The 18,757-nt window shown below is 64.5% G+C and carries 19 protein-coding genes; 4 read left to right on the top strand and 15 right to left on the bottom strand.

What is annotated here, in order from left to right; translation table 11 throughout:
* Positions 1-45: 45 nt before the first annotated feature.
* Genes FJ443_RS11435 through FJ443_RS11425 form a run of 3 tightly spaced genes read left to right on the top strand, consistent with a single transcriptional unit; the run spans position 46 to position 2,587 of the window.
* Positions 46-900 (top strand): ABC transporter permease subunit, encoded by an 855-nt coding sequence (locus FJ443_RS11435; protein WP_181169874.1) that lies wholly within the window; start codon positions 46-48, stop codon positions 898-900.
* Positions 901-902: 2 nt separating this feature from the next.
* Positions 903-1,760, top strand: coding sequence for an ABC transporter ATP-binding protein (locus FJ443_RS11430; RefSeq protein WP_140497000.1), 858 nt, complete (start codon positions 903-905; stop codon positions 1,758-1,760).
* Complete coding sequence (locus FJ443_RS11425; protein ID WP_140664065.1) at positions 1,757-2,587, top strand: dipeptide ABC transporter ATP-binding protein; 831 nt, start codon at positions 1,757-1,759, stop codon at positions 2,585-2,587. Before FJ443_RS11430 ends, FJ443_RS11425 begins: the two co-directional genes overlap by 4 nt.
* A gap of 117 nt (positions 2,588-2,704) precedes the next feature.
* Here the strand turns inward: FJ443_RS11425 and FJ443_RS11420 are convergent, their stop codons facing one another.
* From FJ443_RS11420 to FJ443_RS11405, 4 genes are all read right to left on the bottom strand, one after another.
* Positions 2,705-3,985: a cysteine desulfurase-like protein gene (locus FJ443_RS11420; RefSeq protein WP_140664062.1), complete on the bottom strand. Its 1,281-nt coding sequence runs from the start codon at positions 3,983-3,985 to the stop codon at positions 2,705-2,707.
* Positions 3,986-4,032: 47 nt separating this feature from the next.
* Positions 4,033-4,707, bottom strand: a complete 675-nt coding sequence (locus tag FJ443_RS11415) for an amino acid ABC transporter permease (protein WP_140556801.1) — start codon at positions 4,705-4,707, stop codon at positions 4,033-4,035.
* A 158-nt stretch (positions 4,708-4,865) separates the two neighbouring features.
* Positions 4,866-5,663 carry an ABC transporter substrate-binding protein gene (locus FJ443_RS11410; RefSeq protein ID WP_140496991.1) on the bottom strand — a complete coding sequence of 266 codons (798 nt, stop codon included), beginning with the start codon at positions 5,661-5,663 and terminating at the stop codon, positions 4,866-4,868.
* Positions 5,664-6,102: 439 nt separating this feature from the next.
* The gene (locus FJ443_RS11405; protein ID WP_140664058.1) at positions 6,103-6,879 is read right to left on the bottom strand and encodes an HpcH/HpaI aldolase/citrate lyase family protein; all 777 of its coding nucleotides are present in this window, start codon (positions 6,877-6,879) and stop codon (positions 6,103-6,105) included.
* Positions 6,880-7,004: 125 nt separating this feature from the next.
* Between FJ443_RS11405 and FJ443_RS11400 the strand changes: the two genes are divergently transcribed.
* Positions 7,005-8,099 carry an LLM class flavin-dependent oxidoreductase gene (locus FJ443_RS11400; RefSeq protein ID WP_140664054.1) on the top strand — a complete coding sequence of 365 codons (1,095 nt, stop codon included), beginning with the start codon at positions 7,005-7,007 and terminating at the stop codon, positions 8,097-8,099.
* A 91-nt stretch (positions 8,100-8,190) separates the two neighbouring features.
* Here the strand turns inward: FJ443_RS11400 and FJ443_RS11395 are convergent, their stop codons facing one another.
* From FJ443_RS11395 to FJ443_RS11340, 11 genes are all read right to left on the bottom strand, one after another.
* On the bottom strand, positions 8,191-8,586 hold the full coding sequence (locus FJ443_RS11395) for a RidA family protein (RefSeq protein WP_140664051.1): 396 nt from the start codon (positions 8,584-8,586) through the stop codon (positions 8,191-8,193).
* Between the two features lie 57 nt (positions 8,587-8,643).
* Complete coding sequence (locus FJ443_RS11390; protein ID WP_140523745.1) at positions 8,644-9,792, bottom strand: acyl-CoA dehydrogenase family protein; 1,149 nt, start codon at positions 9,790-9,792, stop codon at positions 8,644-8,646.
* 231 nt (positions 9,793-10,023) lie between these two features.
* The gene (locus FJ443_RS11380) at positions 10,024-10,836 is read right to left on the bottom strand and encodes an enoyl-CoA hydratase family protein (protein ID WP_140496981.1); all 813 of its coding nucleotides are present in this window, start codon (positions 10,834-10,836) and stop codon (positions 10,024-10,026) included.
* Positions 10,833-11,303, bottom strand: coding sequence for a MarR family transcriptional regulator (locus tag FJ443_RS11375; protein ID WP_140513060.1), 471 nt, complete (start codon positions 11,301-11,303; stop codon positions 10,833-10,835). The genes FJ443_RS11380 and FJ443_RS11375 overlap by 4 nt, the downstream gene beginning before the upstream one ends.
* On the bottom strand, positions 11,297-12,070 hold the full coding sequence (locus FJ443_RS11370) for an SDR family NAD(P)-dependent oxidoreductase (RefSeq protein ID WP_140523750.1): 774 nt from the start codon (positions 12,068-12,070) through the stop codon (positions 11,297-11,299). The genes FJ443_RS11375 and FJ443_RS11370 overlap by 7 nt, the downstream gene beginning before the upstream one ends.
* The gene (locus FJ443_RS11365) at positions 12,067-14,361 is read right to left on the bottom strand and encodes a bifunctional salicylyl-CoA 5-hydroxylase/oxidoreductase (RefSeq protein WP_140629988.1); all 2,295 of its coding nucleotides are present in this window, start codon (positions 14,359-14,361) and stop codon (positions 12,067-12,069) included. The genes FJ443_RS11370 and FJ443_RS11365 overlap by 4 nt, the downstream gene beginning before the upstream one ends.
* Before the next feature lie 141 nt (positions 14,362-14,502).
* Positions 14,503-15,102 carry a VOC family protein gene (locus FJ443_RS11360; protein WP_140629986.1) on the bottom strand — a complete coding sequence of 200 codons (600 nt, stop codon included), beginning with the start codon at positions 15,100-15,102 and terminating at the stop codon, positions 14,503-14,505.
* 80 nt (positions 15,103-15,182) lie between these two features.
* Positions 15,183-16,019: an ATP-binding cassette domain-containing protein gene (locus tag FJ443_RS11355; protein WP_140556782.1), complete on the bottom strand. Its 837-nt coding sequence runs from the start codon at positions 16,017-16,019 to the stop codon at positions 15,183-15,185.
* Positions 16,012-16,890 carry an ABC transporter ATP-binding protein gene (locus tag FJ443_RS11350; RefSeq protein WP_140664049.1) on the bottom strand — a complete coding sequence of 293 codons (879 nt, stop codon included), beginning with the start codon at positions 16,888-16,890 and terminating at the stop codon, positions 16,012-16,014. The genes FJ443_RS11355 and FJ443_RS11350 overlap by 8 nt, the downstream gene beginning before the upstream one ends.
* Positions 16,887-17,735, bottom strand: a complete 849-nt coding sequence (locus tag FJ443_RS11345; RefSeq protein ID WP_140523761.1) for an ABC transporter permease — start codon at positions 17,733-17,735, stop codon at positions 16,887-16,889. Before FJ443_RS11345 ends, FJ443_RS11350 begins: the two co-directional genes overlap by 4 nt.
* Positions 17,728-18,735, bottom strand: a complete 1,008-nt coding sequence (locus FJ443_RS11340; RefSeq protein ID WP_140664046.1) for an ABC transporter permease — start codon at positions 18,733-18,735, stop codon at positions 17,728-17,730. Before FJ443_RS11340 ends, FJ443_RS11345 begins: the two co-directional genes overlap by 8 nt.
* Positions 18,736-18,757 lie beyond the last annotated feature (22 nt).

Below are 18,757 nucleotides of genomic sequence, written 5' to 3'. Positions count from 1 at the left end.
ATCGAAGCCGCGACCGTCGTCAGGCCGCAGGACGCCCGGCTGCAGATGTTCGCCGAGTTCTGGCACTATTTCTCGATCAACAAGGGCGCGGTGATCGGCCTCTTCGTCTTCGCGCTGCTGATCCTGATCGCGGTCTTCGCGCCGCTGCTCGCCCCGCATTCGCCGGACGACCAGTTCCGCGACTTCTTCCTGACGCCGCCGGCCTGGCAGGCGGGCGGCAGCGCCCAGTTCCTGCTCGGTACCGACGCCGTCGGCCGCGACATTCTCTCGCGCCTGATCTACGGCTCGCGCTTCTCGCTCGCCATCGGCTTCGTCGTCGTCACCACGGCGCTGATCTCTGGCGTCATCCTCGGCCTGCTCGCCGGCTACTGCCGCGGCTGGGTGGATACGCTCATCATGCGCATCATGGACATCATCCTGGCCTTCCCGTCGCTGCTGCTGGCGCTGGTGCTGGTCGCCGTTCTCGGACCTGGGCTGGTCAACGCCATGATCGCCATTGCCTTCGTGCTGCAGCCGCACTTCGCCCGGCTCACCCGCGCCGCCGTGATGGCGGAGAAGAACCGCGAATATGTCATCTCGGCCAAGGTCGCGGGCGCAAGCCATCTCAGGCTGATGCTGGTCACCATCCTGCCCAACTGCATCGCGCCGCTGATCGTGCAGGCGACGCTGTCCTTCTCCAACGCCATCCTCGAAGCCGCCGCCCTCGGCTTCCTCGGCATGGGCGCGCAGCCGCCGACGCCGGAATGGGGCACGATGCTGGCCGAGGCGCGCGAGTTCATCCTGCGCGCCTGGTGGGTGGTGACCTTCCCCGGCCTTGCCATCCTGATCACCGTCTTTGCCATCAACCTGATCGGCGACGGCCTGCGCGACGCGCTCGACCCCAAGCTGAAGAGGTCGTGAGCATGTCCCTGCTCGAGATCAAGAACCTCACCGTTTCCTTCGACACCGCCGCCGGTCCGTTCATGGCCGTGCAGGGCATCGACCTGTCGATCGAGCCGCGCGAAGTGCTGGCGATCGTCGGCGAATCCGGTTCCGGCAAATCGGTGGCGATGCTGGCGGTGATGGGGCTGCTGCCCAACACCGCGACCGTCAAGGCCGACCGCATGGCCTTCGACGGCGTCGATCTGCTGAAGCTCAGCCCGTCCGAGCGGCGCAAGATCGTCGGCAAGGATATCTCCATGATCTTCCAGGAGCCGATCGCCAGCCTCAACCCGTGCTTCACCGTCGGCTTCCAGATCGAGGAGGTGCTGCGCTTCCATATGGGCATGGACCGCGCCCAGCGCCGCGCGCGCGCCATCGAATTGATGAAGCTCGTCGGCATTGCCGATCCGGAAGAACGGCTGAGCTCGTTTCCGCACCAGATGTCGGGCGGCCAGTGCCAGCGCGTCATGATCGCCATCGCCATCGCCTGCAATCCGAAGCTCTTGATCGCGGACGAGCCGACCACCGCGCTCGATGTTACCATCCAGAAGCAGATCCTTGATCTCCTGGTTTCGCTGCAGGCCAAATACGGCATGGGCCTGATCATGATCACCCACAATATGGGCGTGGTGGCCGAGACAGCCGACCGCGTCATCGTTCAGTACAAGGGCCGCAAGATGGAAGAGGCCGACGTGCTGTCGCTGTTCGAGAGCCCGAAAAGCAACTACACGCGCGCGCTGCTGTCGGCGCTGCCGGAGAACGCGGTCGGCGACCGGCTGCCGACCGTTTCCGACATGCTGTTCGAGCCGGCGCCCTCGGCCGCGGGAGCCTCCGCATGAGCACCACCGTCCTCGAAGGCAAGAACATCGTTCGCGACTACCATATCGGCGGCGGCCTGTTCAGCGGGCCGCGCACGGTGCACGCGGTCAAGGGCGTCTCGTTCACCGTGGATAAGGGCAAGACGCTCGCCATCGTCGGCGAAAGCGGCTGCGGCAAGTCCACGCTCGCCCGCATCATCACGCTCATCGATCCGGCGACATCGGGCGAACTGTTCATCGACGGCAACAAGGTCGACATCGCCAGGGGCGGATTGACCAAGGAGATGCGCCGCAAGGTGCAGATCGTCTTCCAGAACCCCTACGGATCGCTCAACCCGCGCCAGAAGATCGGCGACGTGCTGGGCGAGCCGCTGCTGATCAACACCGACAAGACGGCCGCCGAGCGGCGCGACCTCGCCATGAAGATGCTGAAGAAGGTCGGCCTCGGTCACGAGCACTACAACCGCTATCCGCACATGTTCTCGGGCGGCCAGCGCCAGCGCGTCGCCATCGCCCGTGCGCTGATGCTGAACCCGAGCCTTCTGGTGCTGGACGAGCCGGTCTCGGCGCTCGATCTGTCGGTGCAGGCACAGGTGCTCAACCTGCTCGCCGACCTGCAGGACGAATTCCAGCTGACCTATGTCTTCATCAGCCACGATCTCTCCGTGGTGCGCTACATCGCCGACGACGTGATGGTGATGTATTTCGGCGAGGCGGTCGAATACGGCTCGCGCGACGAGGTCTTTTCAGACCCCAAGCACAGCTACACCAGGACCCTGTTCGCCGCCACGCCGCGCGCCGATGTCGCCAGCATCAAGGCGAGGCTGGCGAAGAAGAAAGCGGCTTAAGCCGCGGTGGTCGTCATCCTCGGGTCTGCGCCGCGTCGCTCCGCTCCTTGCTCCGCCCGTGGATGACGAAACGGAGGCAGTCAAGCCTCCGGTTTCTCTCGCGAAAAGGGTCGAGCGCTACGACAGCTTCGCGATGACAGCCCGCAGCGCTTCACTGAAACGCCTGACCTCGTCTACCGTATTGTAGTGCACCAGCGAGGCGCGGATGGCGCCGCTGTCCATCGACAGGTTGAGGCGCTTCATCAGGCGCGGGGCGTACATGTGGCCGTCGCGAATGCCGATCTGCATCTCGGCCATTTCCTCGACGATCCGCTGCGGCGACAATTTGCCGATGTTGAAACAGAAGGTCGGCACGCGTTCGTTGATCCGGGCCTCCTCGGAAACGCCGTAGATCGTTGCCCCGCAGCTCTTCAGCACAGCCAGCATCTCGCGCGCCAGCACCAGCTCGTAGTCGCGGATGGCGCCCATGCCGGCGACGATGTTTTCGCGCCGCGAGCGGTTGTTGGACGGGGCAAGGTTGCGGCCGATGAGTTCCAGATACTGGACCGCCGCATCCATGCCCGACACGTTCTCGTAAATGAAGGTGCCGGCCTCGACCTTGTAGGGCGGCTCGTCGGGGATGAAGTCCTCGCGGAAGGTCGGCAGCCGCTTCAGCGTTTCGAAGCGGCCCCACAGGAAACCCATATGCGGCGAGAAATTCTTGTAGCCGGAACAGACGAGATAGTCGCAATCCCATGCCTGGACGTCGATCAGCCCATGCGGCCCGTAATGCACGCAGTCGAGGAACACTTCGGCGCCGGCGGCGTGCGCGATCCCTGCCACCGAAGCGACGTCGACGATCGAGCCGATGGAATGCGCCGTCACCGTGCAGGCGACAAGCCGGGTACGATCGGAAACAAGCGGGCGCAGATCGTCGATATGCAGGTTGCCGTCCTCGCGCATGCGCCACCACTTGAACTTGGCGCCGGCGGATTCGAGTGCCAGCCATGTCGCGATGTTGGCGTCATGGTCCATGTCGGTGACGACGATCTCGTCGCGCTCTCCAAGCATCTGGCCGATGCCGAGGCTGACTAGGCGGATGAACGAGGTGGCGTTCATGCCGAAGCAGATCTCGGATGGGCTGTAGGCATTGATCAGCAGTGCCACGCTTGTCCGCGCATCGGCGACCGATTGGTCAACGGTGACGCTGCGGCCATAGCGGCCGCCGCGCTGCACATTGTGCGATACCAGATGGTTGGTCACCGCATCGAGCACGCTCTGCGGAATCTGCGCGCCGGCGGCGTTGTCCAGGAAGATGAAGTCGCCTGCCCGCTGCAAGGCCGGAAACATCGCCCGGATTCTTTCAACAGGGAATGCGCCGGAAGTGCCGGTCGCATTGGCGGCTTGATGCTTGTTCATGGTCGTCTCCTGCGAAGTGCTCGGTAGAGGGGAAGTTGAAGGCGCGGTCAGCGCGTCTTCTCGGTTTTGAAACGGCCTTCAAGCAGGCTGACGAGGCGAACCATCGGCCACAGGAAGATGAGATAGACCAGGGCTGCGCCGATCAGCGGCGAGGGGTTGGCGTAGAGCGACTGCGCATTGGTCGCTTCTTTCAAAAGTTCCGGCAGCGCCACGGTGGAGGCGAGCGAGGTGTCCTTGAACATCGAGACGCAGTTGCTGGTCATCGGCGGGATGACCACGCGCACCGCCTGCGGCAGCACCACCTTGCGCAAGGTCAAAAGGAACGGCAGGCCGAGCGCCTGCGACGCCTCGAACTGGCCGCGCGGAATGCTTTCGATGCCGGAGCGGAACACTTCCGCCGAATAGGCCGACATGATGATGGCGAAGGCCGTCACGGCGGAAGCCCAGGACGACAGGCGGATGCCGAGGAAGGGCAGCGCATAGTAGATCAGGATCAGCACCACCAGCACCGGCAGCGCGCGGAAGATGTCGGTGTAGCCGACCGCCAGCCATCTGAGCGGCTTCGGCGCATAAAGCCGCAACAGGCTGATCACCAGGCCGATGGGGATGCCGATGCCGATGCTGAGCAGGCCGAGCAGCAGCGTGTTGAGAAAGCCGCGCAGCAGCGCCGGCAGACTGGACGCGATGACGTCGGCGTTGAAGAACGTATCGAGCAGCGACATGGGAGGCTTTCCCGAACCGTTTGGCGTCCCTTGACGCCGGAGCAGAGGTCCGGAACAGCGAAAGCGGTTTTGCCGCGCCGCGCTGGTTCCGGGAGACTATGTATCAAACGGAACGTGCCGGCCTTTCGAGCCGGCACGTTCTCCTTGGCGGCCGCCGCTCAGGCCTTCGGCACCGGCATTTCCTTGGCGGTCGAGGAATCGGCGGGCGCGTCGCTGCCGAACCACTTCTTGTGGATCGCGGCCAGCGTGCCGTCCTTCTTCATTGCCGTCAGCGCGTCGTTGAGCTTGCCGAGCAGCGGGTGGTCCTTGGTCATCATCAGCCCGTACTGTTCGCCGGTCTTGATGCGTTCCTTGACGGTGAGATCCTTCATCTTGGTGAAGGAGTACTGCATGCCCGGAATGTCGCTGACAGCCGCGTCGATGCGCCCGGCGCTGAGGTCGAGCAAAAGGTTCTGCTGTGTGTCATAGCCCTTTACGTCGCTGAGGCCATCGGCCTCCTGATGCGCCTTGACCCAGGTCTCGCCGGTCGAGCCGGACAGCACGCCGACGATCTTGCCCTTGAGGTCGGCCTCGGCCTTGATCGGGCTGTCGGTCTTGGTGGCGATGCCCATGTCGGAATCATAGTAAGGCTGCGTGAACGACTGCGACTTCAGCCGCTCCGGCGTGATGGTGATCGACGAGATGGCGACATCGATGCGCTTCGAGGTGGTGGCGGCGAACAGCGCCTGGAAGCCGAGATCGGCGATGTCGGTGGTCATGCCGACGCGCTTTGCCGCTTCGTTGACGATGTCGACTTCAAAGCCCTCGAAAGTGCCGCTCTCGTTCTTGTACTCGAACGGAGGGTTGGTCGGGTAGGCGCCGACATTGAGCACATCGGCGGCATAGGCGGTTGCCGGTCCGGCGGCGATGCCGATGGCGGCCGCGAGGAGGATGAGATTGCGACGGGTCAGGCTCATTGTTGGTCCCTCTGGGGTGTTCCCTCTGGTTGTTGATCGGGCGGGCTGATGCCCGCACGGTTTCTTGCCGCCCCACCTCCCAGCGGGGCGTCAATTCATGCTCGCCGCCATACGGTCGGGCGCTGTCCGGTCGCGGCAGACGCACATGGGCGGGAAGGCAAGGTTGGCGATGCTCTCGGTATGCGGATCGCGGATCTGGCGCGCGCACGCCATCGCACGCATGGCGCGTGTCGGAGGATGACTGGGGGCAGCATGAACGACAAGGACTGAAACCCTTTGATCCCACCCGATGCACCACGATGGATGTCCGGCAAGCCCGTCCGGAACGGCAGTCGCCATCGATCGAGGAATGCTTATCCAAACCGCGGCAGTTTTCAAGGCAAAAGTTTTAAGCTTAAAAAGTTGGCGGCGACGGCGCCTGGCAAACCTTTCGATAGCGCTAGCTGCGGCCGCTACCGCCCAGCTCAGCATCCGCGCCGGCTTTGCCGGCGGCAGCGCCAGCCCCCAGAAACATCGTGTCGCTGGCCAGGATAAAGAAACTGGCGCCGAGTGTCGCCCATTGGGCGACATCCTGCGGCCTCGCGCAGAAGATCCCGGATGTCCTGCCATGCGCGATCGTCGCATCGATGATCCTGCGGATCGCTTGCGCGAGCTTGTCGGCGCCTTTCGGGCCGATCGCATCGATCGATACGGAGAGATCGCCGGGCCCGACGAAGATCACGTCGACACCCTCGACGGCGGCGATCGCCTCGATATTGGCCAGCCCTTCCGATGTCTCGACCTGAACCGCCACGACGATGCTGTCATTGGCTTGAGCGAGATATTCGGAGATGCGGTAGCCATAGCCGGCGGCCCGTCCGGGCCCGACGCCGCGCTCGCCGGTCGGCGGATAACGCGAGGCCTTCACCGCCGCCTGCGCCTGGGCGGCGGTCGAGACGCGCGGGACGAGCACGCCTTGCGCGCCGCTGTCCAATGCCGCGGCGATCGCTTCCGGTGCATGGCCGGGCACGCGCACAATGGCCGGCACGCGATGGATGTCGGCCGCGCGCACCATCGCCTCGATCATGTCGCGCGAAATCTGGGCATGTTCCCAATCGATGCAGAGGAAATCGAGACCGGACTGCGCCATCACCTCGACCGCAACGGGATGCGGAATGGCGGCAAAGGAACCGACGAGGCTTTCCCTACAGATGCATTTGTGGCGAAACCCGCTCATCGTTCCATCCCCTTGTTGTCGTGCCGGAATTCATATCCGCAAACAGCGGCGAGGCGAAGCTATTTCAGGCTTGAAATATTTTCGCGCGGGCCTAGCGTGTCGATCTCCCGCCGCGAGTTCCGGACATGATCAAAGCGCATCCCCTGCACGGCCCAAACAGACTGAAGCTCGGCGTCTTCTCGACCAATGCCGACGGCGGCCTTGCCATATCGGATGTGCCTGAACGCTGGACGGCAAGCTGGCACGACAATCTGACGGCGGCGCAGATCGCCGACCGCGCGGGGCTGGAATTCCTGCTGCCGATCGCGCGCTGGCGCGGCTTTGGCGGCCGCAACAGGGTGCGCGAATGGTCGTTCGAGACCTTCACCTGGGCGGCGGCGCTCAGTGTGGCCACCGAGCGGATCGGCCTGTTCATGACCGTGCATGTGCCCCTCGTGCATCCGCTCTACGCCGCCAAGGCGCTGGCGACGGTCGATCATATCAGCCAGGGCCGTGCCGGCCTCAACATCGTCTGCGGCTGGAACCCGAAGGAATTCGGCATGTTCGGCACGCCGCTGGTCGAGAAGGGGTATGATCAGGCCGCCGAATGGATCGAAATTCTGGAAAGGCTGTATGCGTCGGCTGAACCTCTCGACTATGAGGGCACTTATTATCGTCTCAAGGAAGCCGTGAGCCGGCCGGCCAGCCTGCAAGTTCCGCGACCGGTGACGATGAACGCGGCTTTCGGCGGTCCGGGCCGCGATTTCGCTGCCGCCAGATGTGACTATCTGTTCACGACCTTTTCCGAGATGGCCGATGCCGGCAAACATGTCGCCGATATCAGTGAGCGGGCCGGCAAGGCTGGCCGCGAGGTCGGCGTCTACACCGTGGCGCATGTCGTCTGCCGGCCGACGATGGAGGAGGCGCAGGCCTATTACACACGCTATGCCGTCGATCTGGCCGACCGTGAGGCGGTCGATGCCCATATGGCCGGCAAAAAGGAATTCTCGCGGTCGCACGACCCGTATGCCTATGACCGCTATCGCCAGCGTTTCGCCGGCGGCGCCGGCACCTATCCCTTGGTCGGAACGCCCGAAACGATCGCCGCCGCTATGGCCGCCATTGCCGGGCATGGCTACCAGGGCATTGCGCTGTCCTTCGTCAACTACACGCAGGAACTCCCCTATTTCTGCGATCACGTGCTGCCGCTGCTGGAGCAGGCCGGCCTTCGCGGAGAATAGTCTGGCCCATGCCTTCCTGATTTCTCATCCTGGGGTCTGCGCCGTATCGCTACGCTCCTTGCTGCACCCAGGATGACGAAGCGACGGCCGATTATTCCGGAATAACCGCGGTGGCCTGGATCTCCACCTTGGCTCGGTCCTCGACCAGTGCCATCACCTGCATCGCGGCCATCGCCGGGAAATGCCGGCCGATCACCTTGCGATAGGCCTCGCCTATACCCCTGAGATTGGCCAGATATTCGCTCTTATCGGTGAAATACCACGTCATCGACGTGATGTGCCGCGGCTCAGCTCCGGCCTCCGCCAGCACCGCGACGATATTTTGAAGCGTCTGCCGCACCTGTCCGACGAAATCGTCGGTCTCGAACTGGCACAGCCCATTCCAGCCGACCTGTCCGCCGACGAAGACAAGCCGCCCGCGAGCCGCTACGCCATTGGCGTAACCGACTGGCTTGGCCCAGCCATCCGGCTGTAGGATCTCGTGCATTTCAACTCTCCGCAATATCCGCGTTCGAAAACAGTCCAGTCCGACGACGCGCCCTGTTCAGGCCGCCCCCATCACCTGTCGCGCGATCACCACCTTCTGCACGTCGGAAGCACCCTCATAGATGCGCAGCGCGCGGATCTCGCGATACAGGCTTTCGACGATGTGACCCTTGCGGACGCCGTCGCCGCCATGCAGTTGCACCGCTTTGTCGATCACCTCCTGCGCCTTGTCGGTGGCGAACAGTTTGGCCATCGCCGCCTCGCGCGTTACCCGCGCCGCGCCCATGTCCTTGGTCCAGGCGGCGCGGTAGACCAAAAGCGCCGCGGCATCGACGTCGAGCGCCATGTCGGCGATATGGCCCTGCACCATCTGCAGCTCGGCCATCGGCGCGCCGAACAGCTTGCGTTCGGCCACCCGCTTGATGCTTTCATCGAGTGCGCGGCGAGCAAAGCCGAGTGCCGCCGCGCCGACGGTCGAGCGGAACACGTCGAGCACCGACATGGCGATGCGAAAGCCGTCGCCCGGTTTGCCGATCAGCGCCGAGGCGGGCAGGCGGACCTGATCGAAAGACAGTCGTGCCAGCGGATGCGGCGCTATGACTTCCAGGCGCTCCGCGATGCCGAGGCCCTTGCTGTCCCCGGGCACGATGAAGGCTGATAGCCCCTTGGCGGCGGGTGCCTCGCCTGTGCGGGCAAAGACGACATAGAGATCGGCGATGCCGCCATTGGAGATCCAGGTCTTTTCGCCCGACAGGACATAGCCGTCACCATCGCGGGTCGCTGTCATCTCCATATTGGCGACATCCGATCCCGAGCGCGGTTCCGACAGCGCAAAGGCGGAAATGACCTTGCCGGCGCGCGTCTTCGAAAGCCATTGCTGTTGTTCCGGCGTGCCGAACAGGCTGAGCGCTCCGGTGCCGAGCCCTTGCATGGCGAAGGCGAAATCGGCGAGCCCGTCATGCCGCGCCAGCGTCTCACGCGTGATGCACAAGGTGCGCACGTCGAGCGGTCCCGGATTGTCGGTGTCGAGCGCCGTCGGCTTGAGCCAGCCGTCCCGGCCGAGTTTTTGCACCAGCTCGCGGCAGGCAGTGTCGACGTCATGGTGATCGACGGGCAGGTTCTTCGCGCACCATGCCTCGAGGTGCCCGGCCAGTTCGCGATGACGGTCTTCGAAGAAGGGCCAGTCGAGGAAGGAGCGGTCAGGCATTTCTGCCTCCGCTATTCTCCAGAGTCCGTGCTCTACGGCGCCCCCCTCTGTCCTGCCGGACATCTCCCCCTCTAAGGGGGAGATCGATCCTCATCTCGGCTTTCGCGAATCGCCTGCGCCGCAGGATGGCTGCCGCCGCCGAAGCTGCCAATCTCCCCCCTAGAGGGGGAGATGGCCGGCAGGCCAGAGGGGGGCGCTGTCCCGCCAACGTCTCCATCAACCCGCTCATCCTCAATTCCCCTCGAACACCGGCTTTTCCTTGGCAACGAACGCCTTGTACGCCCGCTCGAAATCGCGCGTCTGCATGCAGATCGCTTGCGCCTGAGCTTCCGCCTCGATCGCCTGGTCAAGGCCCATCGACCATTCCTGGTTCAACTGCGTCTTGGTGATGCCGTGGGCGAAGGTCGGGCCGGAGACGATGCGCGCCGCCATGTCGAGCGCGTCGGCCTCGAGCGATGCGGCATCGACCAATCTGTTGTAGAACCCCCAGCGCTCGCCTTCGGCAGCCGTCATGTTGCGGCCGGTGTAGAGCAGTTCGGCGGCGCGGCCCTGGCCGATGATGCGCGGCAGGATCGCGCAGGCTCCCATGTCGCAGCCGGCAAGACCGACGCGGGTGAACAGGAATGCCGTCTTGGCGTCCGGCGTGGCGATGCGGATGTCGGAGCTCATGGCGATGATGGCGCCGGCGCCGACCGCCACGCCGTCGACCGCCGCGATGATCGGCTTGCCGCAATTCAGCATCGCCTTTACGAAATCGCCGGTCATGCGGGTGAAGGCCAGGAGCTGCTTCATGTCCATCTTGACCAGCGGGCCGATAATATCGTGGACATCGCCGCCGGAGCAGAAATTCCCGCCATTGGACAGGAACACCACGGCATCGACATCGTCGGCATAGACGAGGTCGCGGAATGTATCGCGCAGTTCCGCATAGCTGTCGAAGGTCAGCGGGTTCTTGCGCTCCGGCCGGTCGAGCCGGACCTTGGCGATCCGGCCTTCGACCTGCCAGAGGAAATGCTTCGGCTTGAAGCCGGCCATCTTGCTCATTCGCGTCCCTCCCAGTTGCTGCGGAACGAGGTCAGCATGCCGGTCAGCCGGCGCGCGTCGTCCTCGCTCACCTTGCCCAGCAATTCGCCGACCCAGCCCTCGTGAGCGGCAGCGATGACTGCGAAGGACTTCGAGCCCTCATCCGTCAGCCGCACCATCGAGGTGCGGCGGTCGCCATTGCGGCGGGCGCGCGCGACCAGCCCCTCGGATACGAGCCGATCTACGATGCCCGTGACATTGCCGTTGGATACCAGCAGGAAGCGCGACAGATCGCTCATCAGCATGCCTTCGGGCGCTCGGTAGAGCGCGGCCATCACGTCGAAGCGCGGCAACGTCGTGTTGAATTCCTTCTTCAGCCGCTCGCGCAGTTCGGCCTCGATCGTGCGCGAGGCGCGCAGCAGCCTGATCCACAGCCGCAAGCGGTCCTTGCCGGGTCCCGACGGCGCGGGCAGGGGGCCGGCTACCATGTTTCGCCTCCTGAGATCGAAATTGCCTGTCCGGTGATCGACGCCGCCGCATCGCCGCACAGCCACAGCACGGCGGCGGCAATTTCCTGCGGCTGGATGAAGCGGCCTTGTGGATTGGTCGCGGCAAGGCTCGCCCGCGCCTGTTCAGTCGAACGGCCGGTTTTTTCAACGATCCGCTCGATGGACTCGTCCAACATGTCCGTCTCGACAAACCCCGGGCACACCGCATTGACGGTCACGCCGGATTTCGCCGTCTCGGCAGCCAGCGCCCGCATCAGGCCGACGACGCCATGCTTGGCCGCCACGTAAGGCGCGACATAGGCGTAGCCTTTCAGTCCGGCGGTAGACGCGATGAAGACGATGCGGCCCGCCTTGCGCGCGGCCATGCCGGCGAGCGCCGGCTTCACCGTCAGGAAAGCGCCGGTCAGGTTGACGTCCAGCGTCCGCTGCCAGTCGGCCAGCGTGGTCTTGTGCGCCGGCGTGCTGCCCGCCATGCCGGCATTGGCGACGACGATGTCGAACGGCCCGCGCGCGGCCTCCGCCGTCTCGTAAAGCGATGCCATCGCCGCCTCATTGGTGACATCGGCAGTGATGGCGAAAACGCCTTTGCTTTCGCCAGCCACCTTGGCCAGCTCCGCCTCGCGGCGGCCGCATATGGTGACGTCGATGCCGGCACCAGCCAGCGCCAGAGCGATCGCTCGGCCGACACCAGACCCGCCGCCGGTGACAAGGGCATGGCTGCCGGCGATCATCGCGGCGGCCGTCATACTTTCAGCCCCGCTGCGGCGTCGCGTTCGGCCAGTCGGTAGATCTGGTCGCGCCCCGGCAGATAAGGATCCGGCCATTTCACGCCACGGTCGCCGAGCGCCACCGCCGCATGCAGCGTCCAGTAGGGATCGGCAAGATGCGGCCGTGCCAGCGCCACCAGGTCGGCGCGGCCGGCCATCAGGATCGAATTGACATGGTCCGGCTCATAGATGTTGCCGACCGCCATCGTCGCCATGCCGACCTCGTTGCGGATGCGGTCGGAAAACGGCGTCTGGAACATGCGGCCATAGACCGGCTTTGCCAGCACCGAAGTTTGTCCTGCCGAGACGTCGCAAATGTCGACGCCGGCCTCATGCAACAGCCGCGCGATCTCGACGGCGTCGGCGGGTGTTACGCCTTCGATGCCGACCCAGTCATTGGCCGAAATGCGCATTGAGATCGGCTTCTGCGCCGGCCAGGCGGCGCGTACGGCGCGAAAGATTTCAAGGGGATATCGCATGCGGTTTTCCAGCGAACCGCCATACGCATCCGTGCGCCGGTTGGTGACCGGCGTGATGAAGGACGACAGGAGATAGCCGTGCGCGGCGTGGATCTCGAGCATGTCGAAGCCGCAGCGGTCGGCCATCTCAGCCGAAGCCACGAACCCGTCGCGCACTCTGTCCATGTCGGCGCGGTCCATCGCCTTCGGCACCTGATTCTCAGGTGACCACGCCACCGCCGATGCCGCCATGACGGGCCAGTTGCCCGCCGCCAGCGGCACGTCGGTGCCTTCCCAACCAACCCGTGTCGAGCCCTTGGCGCCGGAATGGCCGATCTGCGCGCAGATCTTCGCTTCGGTCTCGGCATGGACGAAGCCGACCAGCCGTTTCCACGCCATCTCATGTTCGGGCGCATAGAAGCCCGGGCAGCCGGGCGTGATCCGCCCTTCCGGACTGACGCAGGTCATCTCGATATAGATGAGCCCGGCGCCGCCCTTGGCACGCTCGGCATAGTGCGTGAAATGCCAGTCCGTCGGGCAGCCGTCGACAGCCTTGTATTGTGCCATCGGCGACACGACCACGCGGTTGTTGAGCCGCATGTCGCGCAGCTGGAAGGGCGCGAACATCGGGGCGCGACGGAGTCTGTTGGCGCCGGCGCCCGCCTGGCGCTGGAACCACTCCTCCGCGCTTTCAAGCCACTCCGCGTCGCGCAGCCGCAGGTTTTCGTGGCTGATGCGCTGCGAGCGGGTCAGCAGCGAATAGTTGAACTGCACCGGATCGAGGCCGAGATAACGCTCGACCTCCTCGAACCATTCGAGCGAGTTGCGCGCCGCCGACTGCAGCTTCAGCACCTCGGTGCGGCGCGCGTCCTCATATTTGCGGAAGGCGGCCTTTAGGTCCGGTTCGGTTTCGACATACTCGGCCAGCGCGACAGCGCTTTCCAGCGCCAGCTTGGTGCCGGAGCCGATCGAGAAATGGGCTGAGGCCGCCGCGTCGCCCATCAGCGCCAGATTCTCAAACGACCAGCGCTCGCACAGCACGCGCGGGAAATTGATCCAGGCCGAACCCCTGATGTGGTTGGCATTGGTCATCAGCTTGTGGCCGCCAAGATGCTTTTCGAAGATGCGCTCGCAGACGGCGATGGATTCCTGCTGCGTCATGGCGCCGAAGCCGAAGGCGGCCCAGGTCTGTTCGCTGCACTCGACGATGAAGGTCGCGGTGTCGCTGTCGAACTGGTAGGCGTGCGCCCACACCCAGCCATGCTCGGTCTTTTCGAAGATGAAGGTGAAGGCGTCGTCGAATTTCTGGTGGGTGCCGAGCCACACGAACTTGCATTTGCGCGTGTCGATGTCGGGCTTGAAGATGTCGACGAAGCTGTTGCGCGCCCTGGAATTCAGCCCGTCTGCGGCGACGACCAGGTCATGCGTCTCCATATAGGGCCGGGGATCGGCGATGTCGGTCTCGAACACCAGCTTGACACCGAGCTCGCGTGCGCGCCGCTGCAACAGGATCAAGAGCCGCTTGCGGCCGATGCCGCAGAAGCCGTGGCCTGAGGATACAGTGCGCACGCCGTCATGGACCACGGCGATGTCGTCCCAATACGCAAAATGCTTCTTGATCCAGACGGCGCTGACCGGATCGTTCCTGGCCAGATTCTCAAGCGTTTCGGCTGACAGAACGACGCCCCAGCCGAACGTGTCGTCGGCGCGATTACGCTCGAAAACCGTCACATCGTGCGCGGCGTCCCTCAGCTTCATCGAAATGGCGAAGTAAAGGCCGGCTGGTCCGCCGCCGAGAACCGCAACCTTCATCTGTGCGATCTCCTCTTCGCTTGCTTGATTTCAGTATCGCGCCGGGGCCAAGATATTTCAAGCTTAAAGTTTTATGCCGAAACGATTATGCGAAATAGCGGACCGCGCGCTCGCGCATCGCCGCACGCGCGGTCCGTGGGGTCACTTTTCCGGGTTCTTCGGGCTCCACAGCACCGTCTCGGCACTCTTCTCGTAAGCCATGCCGTCGGGATAGCTGATCGCTTCCAGTTGCAAGCCCCAAGGCGCCTGGAAGTAAAGGATGGTCTGGCCGGCGGCGGGTCCTTCCTTGACCGGCAGCGGCCCCAACCTGGTCTTTACGCCCTTGGCCTCGAGATAGGCTTTCGCCGCCGCGACGTCGTCGACATAGAAGGCGATGTGAAAACCGCCAATGTCGCTGTTCTTCGGTGTCAGGTCCTTCTGGTCCGGCGCGGTGTATTTGAACAGCTCTATATTCGACCCCGTGCCGCAGCGAACCATGGTGACCTGCTCGATGACAGCCTTCGGATCGACGCCGAGAAGATCCTGCATGAAGGTGCCCTTGTCGTCGGCGAACGGGCCGAACGACATCGCCTTCTTGCAGCCGACCACGTCGGTGAAGAAATCGACCGCCTGCTTCATGTCGGGAACCGTGATGCCGGTGTGGTCGTGCCCGCGCATACCGGGGATCGAGCTTGCTGCCGCCATACCGGTGCTGCCGAGGATGGCGGCAGCGAGTGCTGCATTTCGAATTGTTGTCTTCATGTCAGTTTCTCCTCCATTTGGCGGGGCTTTGTCATTGGCCGGTCGCACATCCGAGCCCGCTTTTCGGCGTGCGTATGCATTCATGTCGGAGCCTTGGCAGCGGAAGGAATATCCAGCCAGCCGTCGTCGATTTCGGGCAGTGGGATGGCCGCGATCAGGTCGCGCGTGTAGGTCTGTCGGGGATTTTCGAAGAGAGCGTCCGTCGCGCTCGCTTCGACGATCCTGCCTTCGCGCATGACGATGACCTGCCGGCACAGCCGCCGGATGACCGACAGATCGTGGCTGATGAAGGCGACCGTCAGCCCCATCTCCTCCGCCAGTTTCTCCAGAAGGGTGAGGATCTGCGCCTGCGTCGAGACGTCGAGGCCGGAGACGATCTCGTCGGCCAGCACGAATTTCGGCGCCAGCGCCAGCGCGCGCGCTATGCCGACGCGCTGGCGCTGGCCGCCCGACAGTTCGTGGCGGTAGCGGCCGGCGAAGCTCTGCGGCAGGCCGACGCGCTGCAAGGCCTCGGCCACGCGGTCCCTGAGATTGTCGCCAAGCCCGTTCTGCTTCAGCGGCGCGGCAATGATGCTGGCAATGGTGCGGCGCGGGTTGAGCGACGACATAGGATCCTGGAAGATCATCTGCAGATCGCGGCGCAGCGGCCGCAACTCCGCCTCCGGCAGATGCGTGATGTCGAGGCGCTCGAAGCTGATGCTGCCGGCGCTGGGCTCCAGCAGTCGTACCAGGGCACGGCCGAGCGTCGATTTGCCGGATCCGGACTCGCCGACGATGCCGGTCACCGATCCCTTGGGCAGGTCAAAGTCCAGGCCCTTTAGGATTTCCGCCAGCGGCGCGCGGCCGATCAGCGGCTTGCGGGTCATGTCGGGCAGCGCGACTTTCAGGCCGCGCACGGAAAACAGCGGCTCAGCCATGCGGTCGCCTCCACGCCTGGTCCGCGGCCGCAATCTCCGTGGCAAGCCCGGCCAGCACTGCCTCGTCGACCGGCTTTAGCGAGGCGAGGGGATCGGTGTAGCGCGGCGTTGCCGCCATCAGTGCCCGTGTGTAGGGGTGCTGCGGTGCCGCGAAGAGGGCAGCTGTTTCGGCCTCTTCCACGACCTTGCCGGCATAGAGCACCGAGACCTTCTGGCTGATCTTGGCGACGACGCCGAGGTCGTGGGTGACGAACAGGATCGCCGTGCCGTGCTCGCGCTGCAACGCAGCGATGAGCCGCAGGATCTGCTTCTGCACGGTGACGTCGAGCGCCGTGGTCGGCTCGTCGGCGACGATCAGCCGGGGCTCGGCGGCGAAGGCTGCGGCGATCAGCACGCGCTGGCGCATGCCGCCGGAAAGCTCGTGCGGGTAGCTTTTCAGTACCCGGTCGGGGTCACGGATCTGCACCTCGTCCAGCAATTGCCGGATGCGGGTTTCGGCCCTCTCGCCGCTCCAGCCGAGGATGCGCACCAGCCGGTCGATCGTTTGCGGGCCGATGCGGCGCGACGGGTTGAGCGCGGTCAGCGGATCCTGCGGGATCAGTGCGGTGCGCGCGCCGATCAGCGTGCGCCGTGCCTTCGGGTTGAGCTTGCCGAGATCTTCGCCCTCGAGCCGCATATCGCCCTCGACGATGCGCACGCTCGACGGCAAGACGCCAAGTACCGCCTTGCCGATCATCGTCTTGCCGGCGCCGCTTTCACCGACCAGGGCTCGCACTTCGCCGGGCTGCACGGCAAGCGACACCGAGCGCAGCACGCGCTGGCCGTTCGGCAGCACGGCGCTCAACTCCTTGATATCGAGACAGGCGCTCATCGCAGCACCGGATCGAAACGTGTCTTCAGCGCCTCGCCGAACTGGCTGAACGACAGCACGGTCAGGATCAGTGTGATCAGCGGGAATACCAGCACCCACCAGGCCTGGTGGATCGACAGCCGGCCCTCGGCGATGATGCCGCCCCAGGTCGGGTCGTCGGTCGAGATCGACAGGTTGACGAAGGACAGGATCGCCTCGACGATGACGGCGATGCCCATTTCCAGCGACAGCAGCGCCACGATCGATGGCACCACATTGGGCAGCACTTCGCGCAGCATGATGCCGATGCGGCCATAGCCGGCGATGCGGGCGTTCTCGACATAGTCCATGCGCGACTGGCCCATCGCCTCGGCGCGGATGACCCGGCAGAAACGCGTCCAGTCGATGATCGCGATCGCCAGGATGACAGAGCTCAAACCCGTGCCGAGCACGGCAACCAAAAGGATGGCGAACAGCACCGGCGGGAATGCCATCCAGACATCGACGATGCGCGAGATGATGCGGTCGGCCCAGCCGCCGAAATAGCCAGCGATCAAGCCCAGGGTCGAGCCGACAAGGCAGGCGGCGCTGGCGGCGGCGAACGCAACGATGAAGGCGATGCGCCCGCCGAAGATCAGGCGTGACAAGAGATCCCGGCCGAGGCTGTCGGTGCCCAGCCAATAGCCGGGCTCCGCGCCATCGAGCCAGAACGGCGGCAAACGTTCGAGCATAAGATCCTGCGCGAGCGGGTCCCGCGGCGCGACCAGCGGCGCCAGGATCGCCGCCAGCAGCACCAGCAGCAGCCAGCCGCCGGCCAGCCAAAGCCTGGCGCTTGAGCCGTGTCTCGAGATGCGCCTCTCATCCATGGCGCAGCCTCGGATTGAGCAGCGCATACATCATATCCACGGCGAGATTGATCAGCACGAACAACAGCGCGAAGACCAGCACGATGCCCTGGATCAGCGGCAGGTCGCGGTTGATGACCGCGTCGATCGCCATGTTGCCGAGACCCTCATAGGAAAACAGCCGCTCGACGATGACCGTGCCCCCGATCAGGAAGGTGAACTGCACGCCGACCAGCGTCAGCGTGGGCAGGGCGGCATTCTTCAGCGCCTCGCGCAGGATGACCTGCGTTTCCGAAAAACCCTTCACCCGCGCCAGCACGACATAGTCGAGGTCGAGCACTTCCTTCAGCGATTGTTTCAGTAGCTGCGAGATGATCGCCGCCAGCGGCAATGCCAACGCCACTGCCGGCATAAGCATGTGCTTCAGGAGATCCCATGTGAGATCGAGGCGGAGCCGAAGCAAGCTTTCGAACAGATAGAACTGGCTGACGAAGGGCAGGTCGAGTTGCGGCGAGACCCGGCCGGAAATGTCGAAGATCGGCACCAGCACCCCGAACAGCAGGATCAGCACCAGGCCCCAGAGGAAGTCGGGAATGGAAAGTGCCGCCCCGCTGGCGATGTCGATGCCGGCTTCCACCGCCGTGCCTCGTTCGCGGGCGCCGAGGATGGCCATCGTCCCCCCGATCGCCACCGCCATGATAAGCGCGACGATGGCGAGTTCCAGCGTTGCCGGCAGCCGGTTGAAGACAAGCCCGAGCACGTCTTGCCGCAGCGAGATCGAGGTGCCGAAATCGCCTTTGACGACGCCGGACAGCCAGATGAAGAACTGCTCGACAATCGCCTTGTCGAGGCCGTAGAGCGCCCGCAGCCGGGCGATGTCGACATCGGTCGCGCCGGGCGGCAGCATCATGGCGATCGGATCGCCGGGAGCGATGCGGATCACGACGAAGACGACGACGGCCACGCCGAACAGCGTGATCAGCATCGTCAAAAGACGGATCAGGAATCGTTGCAGGAGCATGTAAATCTTTGCTGGAGCCCGC

The organism is Mesorhizobium sp. B2-6-1, assembly GCF_006440475.1.
Classification (GTDB): Bacteria; Pseudomonadota; Alphaproteobacteria; order Rhizobiales; family Rhizobiaceae; genus Mesorhizobium.
Note: the sequence above shows the minus strand (reverse complement) of the source record. Positions and strands in the feature narration are given on the sequence as shown.

Coding starts and splice junctions, on each gene's coding strand:
- FJ443_RS11435 (WP_181169874.1), top strand. CDS start 46: ATGTTCGCCGAGTTCTGGCACTATTTCTCGATCAACAAGGGCGCGGTG.
- FJ443_RS11355 (WP_140556782.1), bottom strand. CDS start 16,019: ATGGCTGAGCCGCTGTTTTCCGTGCGCGGCCTGAAAGTCGCGCTGCCC.
- FJ443_RS11365 (WP_140629988.1), bottom strand. CDS start 14,361: ATGAAGGTTGCGGTTCTCGGCGGCGGACCAGCCGGCCTTTACTTCGCC.
- FJ443_RS11345 (WP_140523761.1), bottom strand. CDS start 17,735: ATGGATGAGAGGCGCATCTCGAGACACGGCTCAAGCGCCAGGCTTTGG.
- FJ443_RS11425 (WP_140664065.1), top strand. CDS start 1,757: ATGAGCACCACCGTCCTCGAAGGCAAGAACATCGTTCGCGACTACCAT.
- FJ443_RS11390 (WP_140523745.1), bottom strand. CDS start 9,792: ATGCCTGACCGCTCCTTCCTCGACTGGCCCTTCTTCGAAGACCGTCAT.
- FJ443_RS11405 (WP_140664058.1), bottom strand. CDS start 6,879: ATGAGCGGGTTTCGCCACAAATGCATCTGTAGGGAAAGCCTCGTCGGT.
- FJ443_RS11430 (WP_140497000.1), top strand. CDS start 903: ATGTCCCTGCTCGAGATCAAGAACCTCACCGTTTCCTTCGACACCGCC.
- FJ443_RS11350 (WP_140664049.1), bottom strand. CDS start 16,890: ATGAGCGCCTGTCTCGATATCAAGGAGTTGAGCGCCGTGCTGCCGAAC.
- FJ443_RS11395 (WP_140664051.1), bottom strand. CDS start 8,586: ATGCACGAGATCCTACAGCCGGATGGCTGGGCCAAGCCAGTCGGTTAC.
- FJ443_RS11410 (WP_140496991.1), bottom strand. CDS start 5,663: ATGAGCCTGACCCGTCGCAATCTCATCCTCCTCGCGGCCGCCATCGGC.
- FJ443_RS11420 (WP_140664062.1), bottom strand. CDS start 3,985: ATGAACAAGCATCAAGCCGCCAATGCGACCGGCACTTCCGGCGCATTC.
- FJ443_RS11360 (WP_140629986.1), bottom strand. CDS start 15,102: ATGAAGACAACAATTCGAAATGCAGCACTCGCTGCCGCCATCCTCGGC.
- FJ443_RS11380 (WP_140496981.1), bottom strand. CDS start 10,836: ATGAGCAAGATGGCCGGCTTCAAGCCGAAGCATTTCCTCTGGCAGGTC.
- FJ443_RS11340 (WP_140664046.1), bottom strand. CDS start 18,735: ATGCTCCTGCAACGATTCCTGATCCGTCTTTTGACGATGCTGATCACG.
- FJ443_RS11370 (WP_140523750.1), bottom strand. CDS start 12,070: ATGACGGCCGCCGCGATGATCGCCGGCAGCCATGCCCTTGTCACCGGC.
- FJ443_RS11375 (WP_140513060.1), bottom strand. CDS start 11,303: ATGGTAGCCGGCCCCCTGCCCGCGCCGTCGGGACCCGGCAAGGACCGC.
- FJ443_RS11415 (WP_140556801.1), bottom strand. CDS start 4,707: ATGTCGCTGCTCGATACGTTCTTCAACGCCGACGTCATCGCGTCCAGT.
- FJ443_RS11400 (WP_140664054.1), top strand. CDS start 7,005: ATGATCAAAGCGCATCCCCTGCACGGCCCAAACAGACTGAAGCTCGGC.